This window comes from Moorena sp. SIO3I6 (genome assembly GCF_010672095.1).
The window spans coordinates 1-22,190 of the sequence record NZ_JAAHHU010000105.1 but is presented as its reverse complement, the minus strand read 5'-3'; the positions used below and the strand labels follow the sequence as shown (position 1 = coordinate 22,190).

Sequence of the window (22,190 nt, the reverse complement as noted above, 5' to 3'; positions counted from 1 at the left end):
TCCGCTTGGATAGCTAGGGCGTAGCCTTCGATAGCTAGTTGCCAATTGTTATTTTCCAGAGCAAAATTACCTAAATTGCGAGCTGTTTTCAGACAGTCGAGAGGTAAGTTGTCTGGAGTATGGATTTGTAGGGCATTTTTATAAGCAGTGATAGCTTGTTCGATATTCTCGGCTATATCTCCTTTTATTCTATTCTTGTAGGCAATACCGAGATTGTTTTGAGTCCTTGCCCACTCTTGGGGAAATGCTGACTTTTTACGGATTTCTAGGGCATGTTGATAATAAGCGATGGCTTGTTCGATATTCTCGGCTCTATCTCCTTTTATTCTCTTATTGTAGGCAGCACCGAGATTGTTTTGAGTCATTGCCCAATATTGATGAAATGCTGACTTTTTACGGATTTCTAGGGCATGTTGATAAGCAGTGATGGCTTCTTCGATATTCTCGGCTCTATCTCCTTTTATTCTATCCAAGTAGGCATTGCCCAGATTGGTTTGAGTAATTACCCAATCTTGGGGAAATGCTGACTTGGTACGGATTTCTAGGGCATGTTGATAAGCAGTGATGGCTTCTTCGATATTCTCGGCTCTATCTCCTTTTATTCTATCCAAGTAGGCATTGCCCAGATTGGTTTGAGTAATTGCCCAATCTTGGGGAAATGCTGACTTGGTACGGATTTCTAGGGCATGTTGATAAGCAGTGATGGCTTCTTCGATATTCTCGGCTCTATCTCCTTTTATTCTATTCTTGTAGGCAATACCCAGATTGATTTGAGTGGTTGCCCAATCTTGGGGAAATGCTGACTTGGTAAGGATTTCTAGGGCATGTTGATAAGCAGTGATGGCTTCTTGGATATTCTCGGCTCTATCTCCTTTTATTCTATCCAAGTAGGCATTGCCCAGATTGATTTGAGTGGTTGCCCAATGTTGGGGAAATGCTGACTTGGTAAAAACTGTGGCAACGACTTGATAACTAACAATGGCAATTTCTAGGTGATTAGCTATGTTACCTAGAGTTAATTGTTGAATTAAATTGCCGAATTTGCCAATAACTTTAGCAACATATTCAGCTTCTTTTGGCTGAAGTTGAGGGAGGGTTTCCCTTGCCCAAAATTGCAATATCTGCCCTAAGTTTTCATCTAGCTTGTCGAGGTTCTCTTCCAGTAGGGGGTAAACTGATTGAGGACTATCGTCAGTTGCAACTGCCTGCAAGATGGACATTAAGAAGTTGCAATACTCTTGAAATCGTTGTTCATCCATAGTATTTTCCTATTCTGTTTCTTGTTACCTAATTCTAAGCAGATGCTTCTACTACCTCGAAAGACCGATAAAATGCTTGCCAATTATTGCTATCTTCTCCCAACCTTGTCCATAATTCCTTAAGCCGTTCGGGATTCCAAATGGGAGCTGGTTCTTCTTCATTAGGAGTTAACCAAGATAAATCTAAGGAATCGTCTAAGACAATAGCCAGAAACTCCTCTTGCCCTACCGTATCAAATGTTATCTCTTCACACATTGCCTCTGACTGAGGCATAAGTATTTTCTTGTCTTTGAGTCGATTAACTGGAGCAAAAGCTTGGGAAGGACAAACTACATAGTTGGTATCTAAACCGCGATTTAATAACAACAGATGCTGTTGGTCACAATCTAGCTCGACATGTATATAGTAGGGGATGCCTAAACCAATTACAGGTGGGTCGTTTTTCTTGCCTGGGGGTACAACCATCCCTCTGGAAGGAGAATCTGGAGTAAAACGAAGCCAATGGGAAGGAGATGCCGCTTTTTTAATCAGGGTTTGCCAAAGCCAATCCATTTGCCAGTAAGGAAATTTCTGCTGCCATAACCAGCCATAAGCAATTCGCCAAGGAGATTGTTTGTCATCCGCTGGTCTTCCTCGTTTATGCTCCCAATGTATCCCATTTTTGGCCATTTCCTCCCCAAACTGCTTTTTCAGCTTTTTCAGTACTTCGGCCAGGGTAGGATTAATGCTCTGTTCATTAAACGCTCCCAGTTTTTTATCCATTTTGCGAGCAATCTCCACATTCTCTTCTTGCCAGTTTTCAGGACTAAAACGCAGTTGAAAGCATAGTTTTTGGATTTCAGAGCTTTTGGATATAGAAAAAATCTGGTCAGCTATTTATGTCAGGAACTGTTGTTGTTGAGATTGTTGGTTGGTCATGGTATTTATCATAAGAAAGGGAGTAGGGAGTAGGGAGTAGGGAGTAGGGAGTAGGGAGTAGGGAGTAGGGAGTAGGGAGTAGGGAGTAGGGAGTAGGGTGGCACAGGCTTCTAGCCTGTGAAACTTAACTCTCATAAGCTGTTCGCGTAGCGTGCGCATAGCGCATTAGCTGATAGCTGACCGCTGAATGCTTAACTAAATTATGCCATGTAGATTGCGAATTGTGTTAGCTAATTCAAAATTTTTATTTTTTTTTATTTTAGCATATTTTAGTTTATTATTTTATACTTAAAACGCCTATTTTTATTTAAGTCTATTTTCCATTCAATACCGTTCCAAATTTTTATATCAAAGCCCTATAAACCTATTTTTTTACTCCATAAGCTAGAAGTCAGATGCATTTAATTTAAACATCATGGCCATGACCAAGAAGACTAATCGCAACCGAAAACGTTGGCTATTAATAGAGTTCGTTGTGGAGTTACTAGCTTTGTTCCTTGATGCAAACCTAATCATAGTGTTGAATCTTTGCTTGTTGATTTGGCGTTGGCTCAGGGAAGAAGAAGAGGAGGAGTAGGGTCGATATCATAGTTGTAAAAAAGAAAGTAAGTGTGGGAATGGTGGGGAGATGGGGAGTGTAAGCTCAACAGGATTTTTTTCCCTCTTCCCTGTTCCCTGTTCCCTAAAATCCAGCAATTTGTACCTAACAGCAATTGCAAATTGCTGTATCATAGTTGTAGTCTACTAATTTTTTGAGTAAACGCACCCTCAGGCCAATATCAGCCATGAAATTCATCAGCCCCAAAACCGACTTTGCCTTTAAAAAAATCTTTGCCTCCCAGGAAAGTAAGCCGATTCTGATTAGCTTCCTCAATGCTCTTGTCTATCACAATCAACCTCTCATCGAAGATTTGGAAATTATTGATCCTTATCAGTCTTCTCCTCTGCCAATCCTCAAAGACTCTTTCCTCGATGTGAAAGCTAAGCTGAAGGATGGTTCTCTAGTGATTATTGAAATGCAGGTTTTGCAGGTAGAGTCTTTTGCTCGTCGAGTTTTATATAACGCAGCTAAAGCTTACTCACTACAATTAGGTAAAGGGGAAGGCTACCGTTATCTCAAACCAGTGATTGCTCTGACCATTACCGATTTTATTATGTTTCCTGAGAATAATCAGGTAATTAATCATTTTGAGTTCCGAGAAAAAAGTACCAACATCAGCTACGTAGAAAATTACTTACAATTATTGTTTGTAGAGTTACCGAAGTTTGAGAAGCAGTTGGAGGAGTTAGAAGAATTGGATGAGTTGTGGATGTATTTTTTAAAAAATGCCCCTTCCTTAGATACAGTCCCAGATAAAATGGCACAACTACCAGAGTTTCAACAGGCATTTGGGATTGCTTCTCAGGCGAATTTAACCAGGAAAGAGTTGGAAGAACTAGGAAAACGAGAAATGTTTATTCATGACCAACAAGGGCTGATTCTATTTGCTGAGAAACAAGGGAGAGAAAAAGGAATGAAACAAGGGATACAAGAAGGCATGAAACAAGGTAAAGAAGAAGGGGAGAAAGAAAAAGCCCAAACAATTGCACGCCAACTTCTGCCTCTTTTGGATGATGAAACGATTAGCCAAACTACTGGCATACCTGTAGAGGAAATTAGGAAGCTTCGCTGAACAAATCAAAAGGCAATAGACTAATGAAGAATGAAGAATGAAGAATTTAGAATGAAGAATGAAGAATTTAGAATGAAGAATGAAGAATGAAGAATTTAGAATGAAGAATTTAGAATGAAGAATTTAGAATGAAGAATGAAGAATGAAGAATTTAGAATGAAGAATGAAGAATTAATTTTTAGCATTAGCCAGTTTTGTAGGGTGGGCAAGGGGAGATAAATTGGTTGGAGCGCTTGGATTGACCAATCACCTTGCCCACCAGGATTAACTGTGGCTAGCTCGCTTGGCTTTTGGCGTTGCGTCAGTCAACTAATGAATAGCAGTAGAGTGGGCATCCTGCCCGCTCGACCAGATATTGATAACGGGCAAGATGCCCATTCCACCAAGATGCCCATTCTACAGGTGCGACCCAAGGGCGCGAGGGATTGCTCGCGCCCTTGGAGGCGCGCACCTACTCTTAAAACCAGATGATCGCGCATTCATTCGAAGATTCAGGCCAACCTTAGGGGTGTTAATCTCAGTAGTCTTAATCTCAGCCATGCTGACTTAAGTGATACTGACTTAAGGGATGCCAAACTCAGTGGGGCTGACTTGAGTGGGGCTGACTTGAGTGGGGCTGACTTGAGTGGCGCTAGCTTGATTTCAGCAAACTTAAGCCATGCTAATCTCAGTAATGCCCAAGTCACAGGAACTCGGTTTGGCAAAAATCCCGGTCTGCTTGAACAGACCAAGGATAACCTAATCAAGGGAGGAGGGATATGGGAACCTAGTATCACAGAAGTGCTTCTGGCATTGATCGAGTTAAATTAACCCATAAACTAGAGCAAGACCCCCGTTTTGCAGCTCGTTTTTATCGATTGCTTGCTGCTGCTATTGCTGATCGAATACACCTGACCACAATTAGCTTACTTTACTTCGAGAAAGAGTATCAGATAGAAGACCCGATGGCGACTCACCTGAAGATTGATGAACTAACAACCTCTAGTCACTATCGGTTCATGGCGAAACCGATTCATAAGGACTCAATCAAAACCTATGAAAAAGTTATTTTAGACAAAACTAAGGCAGCGTTACTGATTAATGGAGTGATTGAATCGTGAGCTATCAGCTATCAGTTATCAGCTATCAGCTATCAGCTATCAGTTTATGCGCTACGCGCACGCTACTTGAGGTGCTATCAGCTTTTGAATAAAATAAGCTGAAAACTGATTAATGACGGCTGACGGCTGACCACTGATGGCTGACCACTGATGGCTGACCGCTGACCGCTGACCGCTGACCGCTGACCGCTGATAGCTAAAAATTAATCCTCTTTTTTAATCACTTTAAACTCATCTAGCAATTGCACCCAATTGATGGCATCTCTCTTATCATAAACCCACCCGATCAGATTGATATCTCCTGTTTCCCAAGCAAATTTCCACCAAGCATCTAACTGTTCCTCTGTAACATCTAATCCTATTATTTCATTTTTAAAAGTATCACTGGTAGGCTGACTGGAGTGATGCCCCTGGATAAACTGTTGCCAGTCAGCTACGGTAAACTTAAAATCGTAATCCTGTGCTACCTTAACTACCTCTTCTGGATTTATAGTAGCTATTAGCTGCTGTTTTAAATCTTCTTGTTGAGAAACAGCATGGAAAAATTGATCAACATTTTCTGTATAAATTATAGACATTAGGTATAAAAAATGCGTCACTTAGGGACGCCAATTAATCGACTTTACATCTATTATTATAAATAATTAGTCAGCTGTCAGCCGTCAGCCGTCAGTGGTCAGCCGTCAGCCGTCAGCCGTTGGCCTTGGCCTTTGGGCCACGCTACGCGAATGGCTGAAAACTGATAGCTGATAGCTGATAACTGATAACTGAATGCTTACTATTTTATTTCCAAGAAGATAAAGGTGGTGTCTCTAACAAGGCAGCACTAAGACTGTCGTGAATCTTGGCATTAGTTGCCAGAATCCGCCCAGAATTAATATCAATAGGACTGCGATCATAAGCGGTAACTTTACCACCAGCTTCTTCTAGGATAACGATGCCAGCCGCTACATCCCAAGGAGAAAGCCCTCGTTCCCAATAGCCATCCAATCGTCCAGTAGCAACATCACACAAATCGATGGATGCAGAACCACTACGGCGAACTCCTTGAGTCAGATGAGTCAGGTAACAGAACTCGGCATAGTTGTTATCGGAAGTCTGCCGCCGGTCATAGGCAAATCCAGTCACTAACAAGCTCTTACTCAGGTCAGAGACTTGGGAAACCTGGATTGGCTGACCATTGCAGGTTGCCCCTAAGCCCACAGCTGCACACAATAACTCATCCCGAAAGGGATTATATACTGCTCCCACCTGAGGCTTGCCGTCAATCAACAACCCCACAGAGGTAGCAGCAATGGGGTATTGATGGGCATAATTAGTAGTACCATCGAGGGGGTCAATCGCCCATAGGTATTTACTTTGATTGTCTCCCAGTTGACCGGATTCTTCTGCCAGAATCGAATGGTCTGGCACATCGTTTTTGAGTATATCTAAGACTACTGCTTCTGCTTCTTTATCAGCTGCAGTGACTAAATCTCCAGGACGTCCTTTCTCTTCTACAGTTTTGAGATTGCCCCAGTAAGTTTTCAAAACATCACCAGCAGCAGTGGCAGCTTTAGCGGCAATATCAAGGAAAGTTTGTAGTTGTTCGGAGGTATGTTCTGTCATTGAGCAGATAACCTGTAGTTTATCAATTGAGTCGGTAAGCAGTCAGCGGTTAGCGGTCAGCGGTCAGCGGTCAGCGGTCAGCGGTCAGCGGTCAGCGGTCAGCGGTCAGCGGTTAGCGGTCAGCTTATTTTATTCAAAAGTACCGATCACTAGCTTGGCACAGGCTTTGGCCTTGGCCTTTGGCCACGCTACGCGAATGGCCACGCTGTGCGAACGACACTGTGACTGTACCCATAAGCACAGCTGATAGCACCTCAAGTAGCGTGCGCGTAGCGCTTAAGCTGATAACTGATAGCTGATGACTAATAACTAATAACCACTAAGGATTTTGACGGCGAAATTCTGCTGGTGTCAAGCGCAAAGGCTGATCTGGGTTCCAAATCCCATAGCCCATAATTCTGGCGTATTCTTGAGCACGGGATATATTAGCATCATATTTGTTATTGGGGACTAGGGGTGAAGCTAAGGCACAGCCCTTAGCTACCAACTGCTCATTGACCAACACACCATCTAGCCATACATAGGCTAACCAGCGGCTATAGCGGTCTTTTTCCTCGACATCAAGCTCTAACATAACCGATTTTTGATCACCAGTTTCACTAATTTCACTGAGGATCTTCTGTAAACAGGTTTTCGCCTGATCTCCCCAAGGCTTTTGTTTCCAGCTTGGTGCCTCTATACCAATCATCCGGATTCGTGCCATTAATGGTGGATCTTGATTGGATATCAACACATCCACCGTGTGTCCACTGATCACCCGTTGCACTTGAGCTTCAATCTGGTTGGGGACATTTGTTAATTGGCATCCCCCAAGCAAGAGCAGAAAGCAACTAAGCAGGCTCCCCGCTCTACTGCACCTCTGCTCGGCTATTGTCCTAATCCTCATCCAGTGGCAGCCCAAACCGAACCTTCCCTTTAGCAAAATATCGACCAAACTGAAGTTCATAGACTTCATCTTCATCCTGAGTCTCTACCTCTAGGTCTGACCGGGGATAACTCACACATAATAGAGCATAGCCTTGGTCCCGCAATTGTGGAGATAGTCCCATGGCTTCCGGTTGGTAGACTTTTCCTGCCAATACTCGCACTGCGCAAGTGGTACAAGCTCCATTGCGGCAGGCAAAGGGTAGCTCTACACCCTGCTTTTCTGCGGAATGCAAGATATAGCGGTCAGTTGGCACGTTTACCTTGTGCTTAGCACCAGTTTGGCGATTATGAATCTGAATGGTGTACGATTGAGTCATTGACTTCGTATATAATTTTCTGTATAATAAGAAATCGGGCGATGAATTGAAAAAGATTCAAAGCTCCAACTGAATACTTTACCTGGAGAGGTGGCCGAGTGGTTGAAGGCGCAGCACTGGAAATGCTGTTTAGGGGCAACTTTAACGAGGGTTCGAATCCCTCCCTCTCCGTTCCAATTCAATCAATAATATCAGCATTCAGCGGTCAGCAGTCAGCGGTCAGCAGTCAGCCGTCAGCCGTCAGCCGTTAGCCGTCAGCCGTCAGCCTTGGCCTTTGGCCACGCTACTTGAGGTGCCGTCAGCCGTCAGCCGTCAGCTAAAAGCTCACGCTACTTGAGGTGCCGTCAGCAGACGTAACAGAGATTAAACCAATACTTACCTGGTAAGCTATCAGCTATTAGCTGATATAGCACTACGCGCTACTGTTAGGACATTCCTAAACTCCGAAACTTACTCATAGCTGACTTTTGACTTCTGACTTCTAACTTCTGACGCTAAGCGTAGCGCTATAGCTGATAGCTGATATAGCAGTCGCCAGGGCAGGCGCGGACATGACAAAAGTCTCAAACCTAAGTAAGCGCAAGAGTTTGACTTCTGACTTCTGACTTCTGACTTCTGACTTCTGACTTCTGACTTCTGACTTCTGACTTCTGACTTCTGACTTCTGCTATAGCTGATAGCTGATAGCTGATAACTGATAGCTGACCGAAATACAAACCTGAAAGTCAATTAAGACGGCTATTGCCTATAAAATTATTGAAGATCCCAATTATAGAACATCTAGCTGTAAGCCTTAAATGAAGCAGTTGATTCAAGGTCTGCATCAATTCCAGACCAATTACTTCCAGACCCACCGAGACCTATTTGAGTTACTGTCTCACGGGCAGCATCCCAGGATACTATTCATCACCTGTTCAGATTCTCGAATTGACCCGAGTCTGATTACTCAAACTGAGCCTGGTGAAATGTTCATCATCCGCAATGCCGGGAATATCATACCGCCTTATGGAGCAAGTAATGGCGGTGAACCAGCAGCAGTAGAGTATGCTATTTATGCCTTAGGCATTAATGAAATTGTCGTATGCGGTCACTATCGCTGTGGAGCGATGAAAGGTTTACTGAAAATCGACAAGCTAGAAGAGGACATGCCAGCCGTTTACCAATGGCTCAAGCATGCCGAAGCTACTCGCCGGATTATCAAAGAACACTATCAAGACTATGAAGGTGATGAACTCCTGAATGGGGCGGTGGAGGAAAACGTCCTTAACCAGCTACAAAATTTACGTACTTACCCAGTTATTCAATCTCGACTCAGAAGTGAGGAAATTCGGCTTCATGGCTGGGTCTATAAGATAGAAACGGGAGAGGTTCTGGAATATAGTCCACTGCAAAAGCAATTTGTACCACCTCAAACCCAGTTTTCAAGAGGAGCATGGATAACACCTCAGCAGCAAGCAAGAATTTATAAAGGTTCTCCCGAATAAACTCTAAACTCAGTGATAATAATAAACGAGAAAAAAAAGTAGATGCAACCCTGCTTAGAGGTGCTATATTCCAATTAGCGTCATTTGTACTCTTAGCCTCTGGTAAACTGTTGTCAGTAAGTCGTCAACAGTTTACAGCCAACAGTTAAATCAGCTTCTTAGTTTACAACAACCTATTTGCAACCCTATGTGTAGATGCCCTGATAGTTTATTCCCGTTGGACTAGTGATCGTCCTACCGTCTTTTTATCGTTAGTCCACAAAAAAACCGAAACTAGCTCGTTTATTACAGCCTCTATACTGCCGAGATTTCGGTTTGGATATTACTATAGTAGAAGCTATTTCAAGATTAAGATAACCGTACAATTGCGGAATTATTTGAATAGCCTAATTGGAGACATTGAGCAATTTTACGGTTCTTTTGGTCATGGGTAATGGGTTAAGGGGAGTAGGGAGTAGGGAGTAGGGAGTAGGGAATCGGGAGTCGGGAGTAGGGAGTCGGGAGTCGGGAATCGGGAGTCGGGAGTCGGGAGTCGGGAGTAGAAATATGTCTTAAGCTTTACTTCGACTGCTATATCTTTGGTTCGGTATTAGTCGCGACGGGGAAATTGAAAAGCGGAGGAATAATAGCGAATGGAAGAATTAATGACTCTCAAGGAATTGCTCTACGAAGGCAAAATCCCTGAAGCCCTGGAACTGATTGAAGAATTGGAGGAGATGAGCAAATCGGATAAACTGAATAAACTATTTAGCTATGGAATTATTCTGCTGTTACATCTAATTAAAAAAGCTGCTGAAAAACGGACGACTAAATCTTGGGAAGTATCAATCCGTAATTCTGTTAAACAAATTCAACGTACTAATAAGCGCCACAAGGCTAAAGGAACTTATTTAACCGAAGAGGAATTATTAGAAACTTTAGAAGATGCCTATCAATCCGCACTAGACCGCGCTTCATTAGAAGCATTTGAAGGAAGTTATGAAGCTGAAGAAATTGCTAAAATGGTGGAGCGGGAGGAAATCATAAAAACAGCAATGGATTTGATTTTATAGGGCTATCAGCAATCCGTTATCAGCTATCAGCAATCAGCTATCAGCAATCAGCTATCATTTAAGTAATTGTTATCATTCTTGACGCCCTATTCCCTATTCCCTATTCCCTATTCCCGACTCCCGACTCCCGACTCCCGACTCCCGACTCCCGACTCCCGACTCCCGACTCCCGACTCCCTTTGCTACAAATATTAGCATTGATTACATCGATAAACTTAACTGAGAGCCAAGGGATGTCTTAGATACTTCAATCCTGGTCTGAAAGGCTTCTTTAAACTGAGGCATATGAGTCACGGTTAAAATACAAGCAAAATCGGATGCGATCGCATTAATTGCTGCAATCAATCGCTCACACCCCTCGGCATCTTGGGTGCCAAACCCCTCATCCACAATCAACATTTGTAAGGATGTGCCTGAGCGTTGAGCCAACAGTTGTGCTAATGCCAGACGAATGGCAAAATTAATCCGGAATGCTTCACCACCGGAATAGGTTTCATAAGGTCTAGTACCAGTGGCATCAGCAATTAAAATATCTAAGGTATCAATCAGTTTGGTTTTTTTCTTAGAAGACCGACTCCCGGCCTTTTGGGTAACAATTTGGATGTGTAACTGATTCCCAGTTAGTCTAGCCAAAATTTGATTGCTTTGGGCTTCTAGTTGAGGCAAAATATTCTCTATCATGAGTGCCTGGATGCCATTTTTGCCAAATGCGATCGCTAATTCCTGATGCACCCGATATTGCCGCTGGAGTTGTTGCAGCTTTTCGAGTTGCTGTTGATACTGAGTTTGTAGGGATTCCAGTTGCTGCAACCGTTGTTGGAGACGCCCCTGCTGGGATAGTTGTTTATCCATTTGCTGTCGGCGCTGCTTCATGCCCTGTTCTAAGGCTTGGATGTCCCTAGTAACATCAGGACTTTGTTCCATTTGCTTGACAATGTCCTCAATTTGTGTATTAACCTCCTTGAGATTAGAGCGTCTGCTCTGGAGGGTTTGATTTAGGTTTGCCAAGCGTTGACCGACTTGGGGCTGTTGCTCTTGGGCAGTTTGTAATTCCTGATAAGGCAGTTGCCAAGATTGGGCTTGACGCAACGAGGCTCTAACCTGATTATGAGCATCCAAGTTATAGCCAATCTCAGCTATGTATCGATCTAGCTGATCCAATTGCTGCTTCAACGGGGAATTCGTTTGTAACTGATCCACCGAGGCTTGAAGAGTATCCAGCTTCTCTTGCAGCTGTGGTTTCTGGGCATCAATTTTTCCCTGACGCCGCCGTGCTTCTTCTAGCTTAGCCGAGTGGATTTCAGCCCAGCGCCAGCGGTCAACTTCCCCCCGTGCTAGAGCATGGGTTTGTTCATCGTAGTTGAGCTGTTGGACTCGGAGGTCGAGTTGCCTGAGTTCTTCGTGTAATTCTACCCCATAACCAGGAATACTAAGGGATTGTTGCAGTTCTTTCTTTTCCTCTGATACTTCATAGAGTCGGTCGTAAACTTCGTCAGTGGCTTCTAGTTGTGCTGCTAGTTGTCCCCGTTGTTCTAGCAACTCTTCATAAGGAGAGAGTTGTTTGGAAATTTGGGAGTATTCATGGCGCAACACCTGAAGTTCTCGTTCACAAACTGTTAGCTGCTCTCGTACTACCCAGAATTGATCTTGAACATCCTTGTGCTCAGCAGTAGTTTTCTGAATCACCCGGTCAGAATGGGCTGCATCTAGAGGCTGCTCGCATAAGGGACAAACTGCGTTCTGAACTTGCAGCAATTCGATTTTTTGGGTCAGTTCCCCCAGTAATTTTTCATAGCGACGTTGGTTTTCGTGGAGGCGTTCTCGAAAGCCTCGACGTTCTAGTCCTTTGTCCTGTAACCGAGACAGGTAGACCCGCTTTTTCTCTAATTCCCCAAGTTCAGCCTCTAACTGAAGTGCGGCCTGTCTCAGCTGAGGTGTTGTTGCTACTTGCTGGGATAACTGTTTTTCAGAAGAGACTAGTTCTTCTAATTTGGCACTGAGTCTGGCTTGAACCCGGTCAAGTTCGCTTTGGATAGACCCACGGCGTTGCAACAAGGGAGAGACTTCTAGTTGCAGATTATCTAGCTGCTTTAGGCGTTCACGAGCTTGGTTAAGTTGTGCCAGGGCTGTAGCCACTTGCCCTGAACGGGAGAGAGTATCTTTAATATCTTGCTCTTGAGTACCCAAGGCTTCGAGTTGAGCTTGGATATCACGAATTTGCAGATTAAGTTGATTAATTTCTTGATTGAGCTGCTGTTGGAGTTGTTGTCGTTGCTGTTGCGCTTTCTGATAAGTCTGTAATTTTGCGGCAAGACTTTCTTCAAGTTCTTGTAGCTGGAGGTATTCGGCATAACCAGCAGTAATTTGTTGGTCTTTAGAGAGTAGTTCAGAAAGTTGTTGTTGTTGAGCAACAGCAGTAGCAATGTCTTGTTGTATGCGATCGCAATCTTGAGTAAGATTACGATATTGTGTCCTCACAAAGTTTAGCTGTTGTTCCCAGCTATTCCGCTGATGTCCAACAGCTTGTAGTTGTTTGAGTTGTTGCGCGTCTTGGTCTTGGTCTTGTTGCAGCTGGTGTAAGGCAGTTTCCAGGGTAGCTGTTTCTTTTGCGATCGCATCCCGTTCTCCCAGTTGTTCCTTAATACCCTGCAAACTTTGTTCTAGCTGTTCTACTTGACCTTTCAACTGCTTTGACAAATCCTTTGCCTGGTCTGCCAATTTTTCGTACTGGTCTAGTTTGAGCAAATCTGCCAGAATTTGTTTCCGTTCACTGGGACGCCTGACCATAAACTCATCGGCTCGACCTTGACGCAGGTAAGAGGAGTTGATAAAGGTATCGTAATCTAGCTTGAGATTCGCTATTATTAATAATTGAGTTGCTCGTACTCCTTTCTGGCTTAAACACTTAAAACCATTTGGTGTTTCCACTTGAAAGTCTAGGGAACTCCCCTGTTTCCGATGGCGAGTCCGAATAATTCGATGGGTTTGTTGATTATTTTGAAAAATAAAGTCTACTCGGACTTCCTTCGCCCCAGTATGGATGACATCGTTTTCTGAGGCAACACGGCTTTGTCCCCAAATCGCCCAGGTAATGGCTTCTAGCAGGGACGATTTCCCGGCTCCATTCTGACCACAAATACAGGCAGTGTGAAGACCGCGAAAGTCTAGAGTTGCGTCGCGGTAGCTGAGGAAGTTTTTTAGAGTTAGTTGGATAGGAATCATCTAGGTTCCACAAGCCTTACACACTTTGATTAGTGTAGCGACGTATATATCAGTTTTCTAGGTCTTGAACACTCATTTTTACAAAAATTAATAATTCCTCAGTAAGCAAAAAGTCTTAGCTAGACCATCAGTGGTCAGCGGTCAGCGGTCAGTGGTCAGTGGTCAGCGGTCAGCGGTCAGCGGTCAGCGGTCAGTGGTCAGCGGTCAGTGGTCAGTGGTCAGTGGTCAGTGGTTAGCCGTCAGCCGTTGGCCAATGGCTGAGAGCTGATAGCTGAGAGCTGATAGCTGAGAGCTGATAGCACCTCAAGTAGCGTGCGTGGCACAGGCTTCTAGCCTGTGAGGTAGCGCATATGCTTACGCCATTTCGGTTTTGGAACCATGTTCCATAGTGAACTCGATCAGGCGTACTATTAATTTAAGTAGGATGAATCTAATCGGACATCGAAACTGGGGTAAACATTATGTCAAAAGCTACGGTGCAATATACAACCAAGGATTTAAAGGAACTCGGCTTTTTCGTTGAAGTCCCCGGCAGAACCGACAATGCCAAAAACAGAGCTAAAGCCCTCGAAGAGATTCAACGGCGGATGGAAGACTCAGAAGACACTACGGTCAATGAGGATAGCTTTGCCGATGGCTTGAGTGCTGAGGATTTGATTTTAGTTGAGCCACTAGCTACCGATAGTAAAGATGGTGAGGAAGCAGAGATTATTCAGTCAGTAAAAGCGATCGCATCTTTAGCAAGTTTAAGGGTGAATTTGGAACAAGCTTACCAACAAGCGGTGGAATTACGGCCAGTGATCGAAGCCTTATTTTCCCCAGACCCCCTGACACCGGAACATATGAAACTGGCAACGGATAGAAATTTTGCCAAAACCTTAACAAAATTTGCTGAAGCTAAAGCCGCTCACGATCAGTATTTGCCCATTGCCAAAGAAGCTTGGGAAATATTAGCTCCCGCTTTGCCACCATCTCAGCATCAAGCTAATCCTCTAGGCTCGGAAGTAGTAGAGCATACTGAGAGTAATGGCAAAAAGGGTGTGACTGTGAATGAGTCATGACAATGTAAGCTATCAGGTATCAGCTATTAGCAATTAGTTTTAAGCTATCAGCCGTCAGCTATCAGCTTTCAGCTTTCAGTATTCAGCTATCAGCTTTTGAATAAAAGAGGTAAGCATTGGTTTAATCTGAGTTACCTCACAGGCTAGAAGCCTGTGCCACAAACTAGAAGCCTGTACCACAAAGCTGAAGGCTGAAACCTGATAGCTGACGGCTGACGGCTGACCGCTGACCGCTGACGGCTGACCGCTGACCGCTGAATGCTTACCTTTAAAACTCCATCGGTGTCGAATCCCCAGAAAAAATAAAACTTGCCCAATAGTAAGGATGTTGATATTTTTTCCCGTTCTTTCCTTCAAGCCAGTCTCGCTGAATTTGAGATAAGGCTTCCCTGCGTCCTTTTCCTGCTTTTAGCCCCTGATAATAAGCTACCATCAAATCTTTTGTGGCAGTGTCCTCTACTTTCCACAGACTAATCAGTTGACTTTCACTGCCAGCAATTACAAAAGCACGACGCAACCCATAAATACCTTCCCCCGCGCTAATATCACCAATTCCAGTATCGCAAGCGGATAATACCACTAATTGAGTCCCGACCAGATTTAAGAGGGTGCCTTCATATGCGGCTGGAGGAGCGACATGAGAGCTAAAAAGTAGACTGTATAAGCTTCATAGCTCTCATACCTCGTAAATAATGATCGAGCTTATGACGACTTAAACGCCTAGAGGGGCGACAAGCGCCCCTCTAGACCCAAAACAGGATGTATTTTTTTGTAACTGATGGGCTGAAATTATTACCCAGTAAGGATTTAAGCTTCCATGTCACCCCCCCCCAGGCACTGCAGCCAATGTTTCAGATGACACAGGATTGATGGAAATGTTGACCTACAACTCACGACTATTTCAAGGCTCAGCCCGTCAATATTCCGCCAGATCACTATCCTGTTAGACCATGGTTATCATCCGGATCATAGCTCGGAGGAGCTCAAGAAGGTTTATCCCCAGATCATGACAAAAATTAAGTTTGAACTCTCGACATTACCCTCAAAACAACAGAAGGCAGCTCAAGGGAAATCAGGGTTTGTTCCGGCTGTTGCCCGGTGGGTAATCGAACGATCCAATGCTTGGATGGAAAGATGTAAAATTCTGGTCAAGAACTTTGAGAGAACTCTCTCTAATGCAGTGACCAAGCTTAATCTCTGTTTTGTCAGGCTCATGCTCAAGAGGCTTGCTGCCTCCTCCTAAAAGATATAAAATGGGTTCTATATAGTAAGCTTTTAGGGCTCATGTCACCCCTTCAGGGGTTCTATACAATAGAACTTGCGTATGTTACTAATTGTTACACCCTAGCCCATAAACATGTTTGCGAACTATATTTTTCTTATTATGTTACCAATTGTTACACTAGCGCTTGATACTTTTCAAAGTATGATAGTTTGCCAACATATGTATAAAAAAATACTTCAGAGTCTGGCGATTGCTTGAATAATGACTCTACATGGACTTCTGGGAAATTGATCATGGAGATAATCCAATTGCAGAAACAGTCCACCAAGGATCAGCGTATCTGAACGCAACTGGTAACTGACTATAAAGTCCCGCTTTACCCTTATAACCTGTTTATCTATTTTTACTGGTATGATAGAAATAAACTTAGTAAAACTTTGAGAACATAAGAGGATATAATATGTTCATATATCTATCTTCTATACCTTGGCTTACGTAACAAATCATTAAACTTTATTATATGAAAATAACCTTATCCCGGATTCTTATTTTAGGGGGTATTTCTTCATTATTAATATTACTAGCTATCGCAGCTTTAGAAAGAAATGCAATTTTTCAAGATCCTCCTATACCTCAAATAAGTATAGATTCTTCTGACTTCATATCTACTAGTAGTGACGATCTCGATCAGCAGGCAGATCAAGTCTTTAGATCGGCAGAATCAAAAATGAAAAAGCAATTCATCCACGGTAGGCGCTTCAAAAAAGCTGCTATGCTTCTGGAGTGGATATCACTATTTATCAGCTCAATAAACTTAATATTAGCTGGCTATCACGGTCGTGACATTAAACAGGAAAATATTGAACTGCTAACTATAGAAGATGTTTTAGGCAGAGAGAAGAGTTCTAAAAAAAATATCAGAATAGTTGGAGTATTATTAGCATTAGTTGTTGTTTCTGGATTGTTTAGTCAACAAAGCGAGTCGCAAGGTAGTCAACTTTTACTTTCAGCAAATGAACTTCAGAAGAAGATAAATCAGAATCTCAAAGACTATACTAGAGCTGAACAAATAGATGATAAACAGTTAATAATTATCGATTTGAATACTCAACTAGACAACTAATGAAAAGAAGATTTGTTCTCCAATCGCTTTTTTGTGCGGTATTATCATCATTATATAGATGCGATAAGCATTACTCGGTTAAATCAATTAACTATCCACAGATTTTTGATTATCAAGAATCTGCACTACATCGTAGCTTCATTGAAGAATCAATCAAGATAGCAAATCAGGTGTTAGATGATGAAATAAAACTCAAACTTATTCCTGGTTGGAAAGATAGAGAGCTATCTACTCAAGACATACCCGTATATGTTATCGATCAAGATTCGATACCAGGTAAAGTAATATTTGTTCCTAAAAATAATAAATGTATTTTCATAAATAATGGACAGATAAAAAGTATTTCTAATATTTTTTATGAACAATCACCTGAAAATATAGGAATAGAATTAGACATCAGCAATATTTGGGCGATTTTACTTTTACATGAAGTAGGACACGTATATTACGAAGATTATAAAAAAAGTAATGAGTACAGTTCAAATGATACCAAAGAAAAGAGTAATGAATACAACCTAAACGACACAATAGAAAAGAGCATTGAAGCTAGAGCTGATAGATTTGCTTCTATGGAAATTAAAAAAGCTTTTACCCCAGGGAATGAAGGGTTTTTCGTCGCAAGTTCATTATGGACGGAATTATCAAAGATTTCTTGGAATCAAACTATAGATCAAACTATAAATAACTTTGGCGCTTCCGCTGTTGGAAGCAAGAATGTTTTCTGGGATAATAGCAACTCTCATCAAAATATTGTCTTGCGAATTTTGCATATGAACCATCTTCTCAACCCGACTGAATCATCTCAAGCTTTAATTGATAGGTTTCTAGATATTAGAGATAGAGGTCCGCTCGAAGTACTTTACAAAGCAGATCAGGATAACGACATATGAGTGATTGATTAGATCTGCTAGCAAATAGTTGTTTAATAAATGACTCACCAAGTATAGTTTTTGGAACTTCCCGAAATGTGTGTTCCTTTAAGTGTCTCAAAAGGTCATTCTCAAGTAGACTCAGAGGATGTCTTAAAAGTCAGAAATGTTCGCTAGCAATCGCAAAGCGCTGGCTTTTAGCCAGACCACGAAGTGCTGGCTAAGCCAGACCGCAAAGCGGCTTTTAAAGCAGATCACTAAAAGAAAAAACTCTCGTGAAGATAAGCTGTCAATAGCAATAAACGACAGATAACGAGAGTAAAGTTCTGTAGTGGACTGACACAGCTAATTGGGTGCAATAAATTATGGCTGAAAGCATTGAATAGAAAGCATCATATTATTTTTCTATTGCCCTATTTTAGCTGTGTCAGTCCACTACGCAACTTACCACACTCCCCTACTTCCCACGTCCAGAATTTTTCCCAAACCTGGCCTCTTGGACGCTACTACCAATGCCCTGAATTACACCACGAACCACTAGACCAATACTTCTACCAAAGACTTGGGTCAACAGATACACCACACCATTACCAATCCAAGTAACAGCCGCTTGCACACGGGGAGAAAGAGCATCCCGTAGCTCATAGGCTAACGTCACAGCTAGCTGAAAACCTCCCAGCTGTTCTAATTCTCGACGCCGGGGAGCATAGATACTGGTTTGTTTAATGCCAGTGTCAGTTAGGATAAATAAATCATATCGACTCTCGAAAATTGCTTGTGGCTCACCAAATAGTTTATCTTGGCGATATCGCCAGGAGAGATTATTGCGAAATCGAGCAATTTCCCGAGATGACATTAGATTTTTATGATAAAAATTTACCTTAATAATTTCTACATCAGCCAATTGATTTAATAACGGTTGAATCACCCCATTAGCAATTTGGATAATTAAATTGTCCAGGATAAATTCTGACCGTTGAATTGCTTCAGGGGTGTGGGCTGGATAGGAGACATTATCAATTGTTAATGAGCTGTCAAATAGTCGATGAGATAATAAGTCAATAACTAGAGGAATTTTATCAAGAATTGCCTTTTTTACAATGGGATAGTTACCCAGCAAAATAGTGACAACTTCTAGTTGAGTATTGTCCGTGTACAAGGTATAATACTTTCCGAAGAAATCTGTAACTGATGCTTCCCACAGATCTTTCAGAATCAGCTGTTGCTTCTGAGGTAACTGTTCCAGTGTTACTTGAGACAAGCGCAAATCTTCAACCAGCTCTTCAAAGGTTTGGAAGACTAAACCAAGTAACTCTGCTCTTTTCTCTACTTGGAGAATGTCAAGTTCTAGAGGAACACCAGAGAGGTTGGATAAACCAGATTGAAGTTTTACCATTGTCCGGTTCATTGTCCGGTCAAATATCTGCTCAACTAGTGGTGGCTTAGGGCTAAGCTGGGATTGAGCCATTGGCGCAACAGTCAGTGACCTTTCCGGTTTAGGCATTGGGACTAAGGAATTGTCCCGTGACGGTTCCACCAGAATGATGCTAGCAGGTAATAGCTGATCCGCCAGCCAACGGGCTACCAACAGTTCTCGACGGCGTCCAGTCCAAAACAGCCAATCCCAATTGGAAAGACGAGGATTTTGCAGCTGACTATTGACCTGGGCTAAAGCCGCTTCAAATTGTTGGAATCCTGATTTACGCCACTGTTGATACCAGGGAGCAAAACCTGCAGCTTTATAAGATACAGTAGGTAAGTTAGACAGTGTCTGCCAATAGGATTGACCCTCAATAATTTGACCAATGGCTTCAACAATGGTAGAGATCGCTACTCCTTTGGGGCAGTACCCATTTACACCCAATGCTTGAGCTGCTGCTAGTACAGTGGGTTGAGATTCCCTGGTCAGTAGTAAGATTGGCAAGTTAGGGTACTCCTGCTGTAATCGCTGACACAGTGGCAATCCTGATAAGGCTATCCCTTCACTTGAATTAGGGGGATCCAAAGCTAGTTCCAAAATTGCCAAATCCACGGAGTTGGTCGCCTCTAGTGCCGCTAATCTTGATAGGGCTTCTGTACCAGTATCAGCCTCAGCTACAACTAGTAGATCCTCGAAGGCTTGCAAGGCAGTCCTTATACCCAATCGGAATACTGGGTCATCATCAATCAGAAGGATATGAGTTATGCGATCGCTCATCTGGAGATAGCCTATAGGAAATGGCTTATGGCTAAAGCCTGTAAACCAATGAACGCTATGAACAATTAGCCGTTGAAGCTAGCATAACATTACCTTTTGTGGCTTGGGGGCTGAGGAACCGACCCGCTGGAGCAGGAATCCCGAAAAATTGTTAATTGTTAATTGTTAATTGTTAATCGTTAATTTAAAATTATTAATTCTCAATTAACGATTAACGAAATTTGATAATAACTGTTCAGATTAAATCAGTTTAACGCCCAATTCTTGGTCTTTGCTTAGGCTTGTGCTTGTAGCTGTTCCTGTGATTGGGCTAGCTGCTCCTGTAGCTGTTCGTGTGATTGACCTTGTAGCTGCTCCTGTGATTGGTCTAGCTGTTCGTGTGATTGAGCTAGCTGCTCCTGTGATTGGGCTAGCTGTTCGTGTGATTGAGCTAGCTGCTCCTGTGATTGGGCTAGCTCCTGTGATTGAGCTTGTAGCTCCTCCTGTAGCTGCTCCTGTGATTGGGCTTGTGCTTGTGGTTGTAGCTGTTCCTGTGATTGGGCTTGTAGCTGTGCTTTCTCTGGTTTCGGTGCCTTGGGTTTTTTCTCAAATACTTGAATGCCTGGTTGCTCTACCCGAAACCCTTTGTTAATTTTCGCTCCCAGTTTGCCAGTAATAACAGCGACCCACATGGAATACATCTCATTAGCCGTCGTGATTTTTTTCCAAACTTTAGGTTTGACCTTAATCGTAAAAATCGTGCCATCGCAATCAACATTAAATTCCTGCCAGCCGTTTTTAACAGTTTTTACTTTAGTGATTTTTTATAGTGAGTTCAATTTTGCCAGAAATTAGGCCATTTTTTTGTTTTTTTATTTGACTAATTTCATCAGCTTTGTGAATACTCATTATTTCAAGCATGGGCAACTCCTTTGGTAATCAAAGTGATTTGTTTTAGGAATATGGTTAAGACAATAACTACAGGTGCGCGCCCGTTCGCGCCCCGCGTCGGCTTTGCCGAAAGGCGCGACCCAAGGCCGCGAGGGATTGTTCGCGGCCTTGGAGGCGCGACAATCACGCGAATTTAATTTTTAATGGGTCAAGCGCACCGAAAAGATATCAGCTATAAAAATGCTGATTTAACGAACCCTTTACCCTAACCGAAACCCTTTGAATCAAGGTGTTAGACTGGTCAGGGGGAAGTCAGCAGAAGTCAGTTTGGTAGGCATAAGGAAACAGTGGTTGATCTTCTGTCTAGAGACCACCAATCCAGAAACTTTTTCCAGCCCTCGAATGTCAACTGACTTACTTATAGCAGTCGCCAGGGCAATTAGGACATGACAAAAGTCTCAAACCTAAGTAAGCGCAAGAGTTTGACTTCTGACTTCTGACTTCTGACTTCTGACTTCTGCTATATTTACTCTGTGATTTTGCATTTTCTCATATTTTTATGATTTCAAAAGCGACTGCATCAAAAATGTTAGGTAAGTTTGAGAAAGTCAAAAAAACCTAATGGTTCTGGATTTGACCGATATGCAGTGGTATTCGCATCTTATTTGGAAATGCCTACTGGATATGAGAGTCATTGAATAAGTATTTTTGCTTAGGAATTTTGATAAGTATTCAGCTATCAGCGTGTCGCGTATCAGCGTGTCGCGTATCAGCCATTAGCTTATGGGCTATGGGCACGCTACTTTAGGAATAGCTTTTGAATACAATAAGCTGACCACTGATATCAAATCCGGTTGAATAACCATACTTCCTGGTGAGGGGAGCAGGGGAGCTTCCGGTGCAGGGGAGCAGGGGGAGAAAGATGTTGTCTGGATATCGTAAGTGTGGGCAATTATCCGGATTTGATATGACCACTGACGGCTGACCACTGACGGCTGACCACTGACGGCTGACGGCTGACGGCTGACGGCTGACGGCTGACGGCTGAATGCTTACGAATTTTTAAATCTTTTCTGCTGAGTAAGGCTTCTAGAATTTAGATGCCTTTGCCATGAACCGATATGCGATCGCGCTCCTCATATCATGTCAGGATAATTACCCTTAATAAAAATCGCTCCCATCTCCCCATCTCCCCATTTCCCCATCTCCCCATCTCCCCATCTCCCCATCTCCCCATCTCCCCATCCCCCCATCTCCCCATCCCCCCCCCCCCCCCCCTCTCCA

Annotated in this window: 24 protein-coding genes, 1 tRNA gene and 1 pseudogene; 14 read left to right on the top strand and 12 right to left on the bottom strand. The window is 42.9% G+C overall.

What is annotated here, in order from left to right; translation table 11 throughout:
* The 3 genes from F6K49_RS24720 to F6K49_RS24710 form a co-directional block, all read right to left on the bottom strand.
* A partial coding sequence (locus F6K49_RS24720) for a tetratricopeptide repeat protein (RefSeq protein WP_293100912.1) occupies positions 1–1,259 on the bottom strand: 1,259 nt, incomplete at its 3' end.
* 34 nt (positions 1,260–1,293) lie between these two features.
* Positions 1,294–2,022: a hypothetical protein gene (locus F6K49_RS24715; protein WP_293100909.1), complete on the bottom strand. Its 729-nt coding sequence runs from the start codon at positions 2,020–2,022 to the stop codon at positions 1,294–1,296.
* A 114-nt stretch (positions 2,023–2,136) separates the two neighbouring features.
* The gene (locus F6K49_RS24710) at positions 2,137–2,337 is read right to left on the bottom strand and encodes a hypothetical protein (RefSeq protein ID WP_293100906.1); all 201 of its coding nucleotides are present in this window, start codon (positions 2,335–2,337) and stop codon (positions 2,137–2,139) included.
* Between the two features lie 262 nt (positions 2,338–2,599).
* Here F6K49_RS24710 and F6K49_RS24705 point away from each other — a divergent pair, with 262 nt between their 5' ends.
* The 4 genes from F6K49_RS24705 to F6K49_RS24690 all read left to right on the top strand — a co-directional run bounded on the left by F6K49_RS24705 (position 2,600) and on the right by F6K49_RS24690 (position 4,951).
* Positions 2,600–2,755, top strand: coding sequence for a hypothetical protein (locus tag F6K49_RS24705; protein WP_293070461.1), 156 nt, complete (start codon positions 2,600–2,602; stop codon positions 2,753–2,755).
* Positions 2,756–2,963: 208 nt separating this feature from the next.
* Positions 2,964–3,851: an Rpn family recombination-promoting nuclease/putative transposase gene (locus F6K49_RS24700; RefSeq protein ID WP_293100902.1), complete on the top strand. Its 888-nt coding sequence runs from the start codon at positions 2,964–2,966 to the stop codon at positions 3,849–3,851.
* 477 nt (positions 3,852–4,328) lie between these two features.
* Entirely contained in the window at positions 4,329–4,661 is a 333-nt protein-coding gene (locus F6K49_RS24695; RefSeq protein WP_366514223.1) for a pentapeptide repeat-containing protein, read from the top strand.
* A 47-nt stretch (positions 4,662–4,708) separates the two neighbouring features.
* The gene (locus F6K49_RS24690; protein WP_293036485.1) at positions 4,709–4,951 is read left to right on the top strand and encodes a hypothetical protein; all 243 of its coding nucleotides are present in this window, start codon (positions 4,709–4,711) and stop codon (positions 4,949–4,951) included.
* A 203-nt stretch (positions 4,952–5,154) separates the two neighbouring features.
* On the opposite strand, the gene F6K49_RS24685 is transcribed toward F6K49_RS24690, so the two are convergent.
* Positions 5,155–5,550, bottom strand: a complete 396-nt coding sequence (locus F6K49_RS24685) for a Nif11-like leader peptide family natural product precursor (RefSeq protein WP_293100899.1) — start codon at positions 5,548–5,550, stop codon at positions 5,155–5,157.
* A gap of 184 nt (positions 5,551–5,734) precedes the next feature.
* Positions 5,735–6,559, bottom strand: coding sequence for an inositol monophosphatase family protein (locus F6K49_RS24680; RefSeq protein ID WP_293100896.1), 825 nt, complete (start codon positions 6,557–6,559; stop codon positions 5,735–5,737).
* Here F6K49_RS24680 and F6K49_RS24675 point away from each other — a divergent pair.
* The gene (locus F6K49_RS24675) at positions 6,498–6,806 is read left to right on the top strand and encodes a hypothetical protein (RefSeq protein ID WP_293100893.1); all 309 of its coding nucleotides are present in this window, start codon (positions 6,498–6,500) and stop codon (positions 6,804–6,806) included. The two genes, F6K49_RS24680 and F6K49_RS24675, sit on opposite strands and share 62 nt — an antisense overlap.
* A gap of 72 nt (positions 6,807–6,878) precedes the next feature.
* On the opposite strand, the gene F6K49_RS24670 is transcribed toward F6K49_RS24675, so the two are convergent.
* Both F6K49_RS24670 and F6K49_RS24665 read right to left on the bottom strand, forming a co-directional pair.
* Complete coding sequence (locus F6K49_RS24670; protein WP_293100890.1) at positions 6,879–7,445, bottom strand: thermonuclease family protein; 567 nt, start codon at positions 7,443–7,445, stop codon at positions 6,879–6,881.
* The gene (locus tag F6K49_RS24665; RefSeq protein ID WP_075905329.1) at positions 7,435–7,803 is read right to left on the bottom strand and encodes a 2Fe-2S iron-sulfur cluster-binding protein; all 369 of its coding nucleotides are present in this window, start codon (positions 7,801–7,803) and stop codon (positions 7,435–7,437) included. The genes F6K49_RS24670 and F6K49_RS24665 overlap by 11 nt, the downstream gene beginning before the upstream one ends.
* An 84-nt stretch (positions 7,804–7,887) precedes the next feature.
* On the opposite strand from F6K49_RS24665, the gene F6K49_RS24660 reads away from it, so the two are divergent.
* The 4 genes from F6K49_RS24660 (at position 7,888) to F6K49_RS24645 (ending at position 10,534) form a co-directional block, all read left to right on the top strand.
* A tRNA-Ser gene (locus F6K49_RS24660) sits at positions 7,888–7,974 on the top strand.
* Positions 7,975–8,600: 626 nt separating this feature from the next.
* Positions 8,601–9,287: a carbonic anhydrase gene (locus F6K49_RS24655; protein WP_293019912.1), complete on the top strand. Its 687-nt coding sequence runs from the start codon at positions 8,601–8,603 to the stop codon at positions 9,285–9,287.
* Positions 9,288–9,919: 632 nt separating this feature from the next.
* Complete coding sequence (locus tag F6K49_RS24650) at positions 9,920–10,339, top strand: DUF29 family protein (RefSeq protein WP_293019914.1); 420 nt, start codon at positions 9,920–9,922, stop codon at positions 10,337–10,339.
* 66 nt (positions 10,340–10,405) lie between these two features.
* Complete coding sequence (locus F6K49_RS24645) at positions 10,406–10,534, top strand: hypothetical protein (RefSeq protein ID WP_293100887.1); 129 nt, start codon at positions 10,406–10,408, stop codon at positions 10,532–10,534.
* Positions 10,535–10,540: 6 nt separating this feature from the next.
* Here F6K49_RS24645 and sbcC read toward each other — a convergent pair whose 3' ends face one another.
* On the bottom strand, positions 10,541–13,561 hold the full coding sequence (sbcC, locus tag F6K49_RS24640) for an exonuclease subunit SbcC (RefSeq protein ID WP_293100884.1): 3,021 nt from the start codon (positions 13,559–13,561) through the stop codon (positions 10,541–10,543).
* A gap of 130 nt (positions 13,562–13,691) precedes the next feature.
* Here sbcC and F6K49_RS24635 point away from each other — a divergent pair, with 130 nt between their 5' ends.
* Entirely contained in the window at positions 13,692–13,829 is a 138-nt protein-coding gene (locus tag F6K49_RS24635) for a hypothetical protein (protein ID WP_293019920.1), read from the top strand.
* A 193-nt stretch (positions 13,830–14,022) separates the two neighbouring features.
* Positions 14,023–14,622 (top strand): hypothetical protein, encoded by a 600-nt coding sequence (locus F6K49_RS24630; RefSeq protein ID WP_293019922.1) that lies wholly within the window; start codon positions 14,023–14,025, stop codon positions 14,620–14,622.
* 268 nt (positions 14,623–14,890) lie between these two features.
* Here the strand turns inward: F6K49_RS24630 and F6K49_RS24625 are convergent.
* A pseudogene (locus tag F6K49_RS24625) lies at positions 14,891–15,226 on the bottom strand (CHAT domain-containing protein); the annotation flags it as partial.
* A 402-nt stretch (positions 15,227–15,628) separates the two neighbouring features.
* On the opposite strand from F6K49_RS24625, the gene F6K49_RS24620 reads away from it, so the two are divergent.
* From F6K49_RS24620 to F6K49_RS24610, 3 genes are all read left to right on the top strand, one after another.
* Positions 15,629–15,865 carry a hypothetical protein gene (locus tag F6K49_RS24620; protein WP_366514222.1) on the top strand — a complete coding sequence of 79 codons (237 nt, stop codon included), beginning with the start codon at positions 15,629–15,631 and terminating at the stop codon, positions 15,863–15,865.
* 502 nt (positions 15,866–16,367) lie between these two features.
* A complete protein-coding gene (locus tag F6K49_RS24615; RefSeq protein WP_293100881.1) occupies positions 16,368–16,970 on the top strand; it encodes a hypothetical protein in 603 nt (200 codons plus the stop codon).
* Positions 16,970–17,860, top strand: a complete 891-nt coding sequence (locus F6K49_RS24610; RefSeq protein ID WP_293100878.1) for a hypothetical protein — start codon at positions 16,970–16,972, stop codon at positions 17,858–17,860. The genes F6K49_RS24615 and F6K49_RS24610 overlap by 1 nt, the downstream gene beginning before the upstream one ends.
* A gap of 436 nt (positions 17,861–18,296) precedes the next feature.
* Here the strand turns inward: F6K49_RS24610 and F6K49_RS24605 are convergent, their stop codons facing one another.
* From F6K49_RS24605 to F6K49_RS24595, 3 genes are all read right to left on the bottom strand, one after another.
* Complete coding sequence (locus tag F6K49_RS24605; RefSeq protein ID WP_293100875.1) at positions 18,297–20,036, bottom strand: DUF3685 domain-containing protein; 1,740 nt, start codon at positions 20,034–20,036, stop codon at positions 18,297–18,299.
* A 275-nt stretch (positions 20,037–20,311) separates the two neighbouring features.
* Positions 20,312–20,707 carry a hypothetical protein gene (locus F6K49_RS24600; protein ID WP_293030577.1) on the bottom strand — a complete coding sequence of 132 codons (396 nt, stop codon included), beginning with the start codon at positions 20,705–20,707 and terminating at the stop codon, positions 20,312–20,314.
* 987 nt (positions 20,708–21,694) lie between these two features.
* A complete protein-coding gene (locus tag F6K49_RS24595) occupies positions 21,695–21,895 on the bottom strand; it encodes a hypothetical protein (protein WP_293100872.1) in 201 nt (66 codons plus the stop codon).
* Positions 21,896–22,190 lie beyond the last annotated feature (295 nt).

Bases quoted from the DNA above. Each gene is read 5' to 3' on its own strand.
- F6K49_RS24715 (WP_293100909.1), bottom strand. From the start codon at position 2,022: ATGGATAAAAAACTGGGAGCGTTTAATGAACAGAGCATTAATCCTACC.
- F6K49_RS24710 (WP_293100906.1), bottom strand. From the start codon at position 2,337: ATGCGCACGCTACGCGAACAGCTTATGAGAGTTAAGTTTCACAGGCTA.
- F6K49_RS24705 (WP_293070461.1), top strand. From the start codon at position 2,600: ATGACCAAGAAGACTAATCGCAACCGAAAACGTTGGCTATTAATAGAG.
- F6K49_RS24700 (WP_293100902.1), top strand. From the start codon at position 2,964: ATGAAATTCATCAGCCCCAAAACCGACTTTGCCTTTAAAAAAATCTTT.
- F6K49_RS24680 (WP_293100896.1), bottom strand. From the start codon at position 6,559: ATGACAGAACATACCTCCGAACAACTACAAACTTTCCTTGATATTGCC.
- F6K49_RS24670 (WP_293100890.1), bottom strand. From the start codon at position 7,445: ATGAGGATTAGGACAATAGCCGAGCAGAGGTGCAGTAGAGCGGGGAGC.
- F6K49_RS24665 (WP_075905329.1), bottom strand. From the start codon at position 7,803: ATGACTCAATCGTACACCATTCAGATTCATAATCGCCAAACTGGTGCT.
- F6K49_RS24655 (WP_293019912.1), top strand. From the start codon at position 8,601: ATGAAGCAGTTGATTCAAGGTCTGCATCAATTCCAGACCAATTACTTC.
- F6K49_RS24650 (WP_293019914.1), top strand. From the start codon at position 9,920: ATGGAAGAATTAATGACTCTCAAGGAATTGCTCTACGAAGGCAAAATC.
- sbcC (WP_293100884.1), bottom strand. From the start codon at position 13,561: ATGATTCCTATCCAACTAACTCTAAAAAACTTCCTCAGCTACCGCGAC.
- F6K49_RS24630 (WP_293019922.1), top strand. From the start codon at position 14,023: ATGTCAAAAGCTACGGTGCAATATACAACCAAGGATTTAAAGGAACTC.
- F6K49_RS24620 (WP_366514222.1), top strand. From the start codon at position 15,629: ATGACAAAAATTAAGTTTGAACTCTCGACATTACCCTCAAAACAACAG.
- F6K49_RS24615 (WP_293100881.1), top strand. From the start codon at position 16,368: ATGAAAATAACCTTATCCCGGATTCTTATTTTAGGGGGTATTTCTTCA.
- F6K49_RS24610 (WP_293100878.1), top strand. From the start codon at position 16,970: ATGAAAAGAAGATTTGTTCTCCAATCGCTTTTTTGTGCGGTATTATCA.
- F6K49_RS24605 (WP_293100875.1), bottom strand. From the start codon at position 20,036: ATGAGCGATCGCATAACTCATATCCTTCTGATTGATGATGACCCAGTA.
- F6K49_RS24600 (WP_293030577.1), bottom strand. From the start codon at position 20,707: ATGTGGGTCGCTGTTATTACTGGCAAACTGGGAGCGAAAATTAACAAA.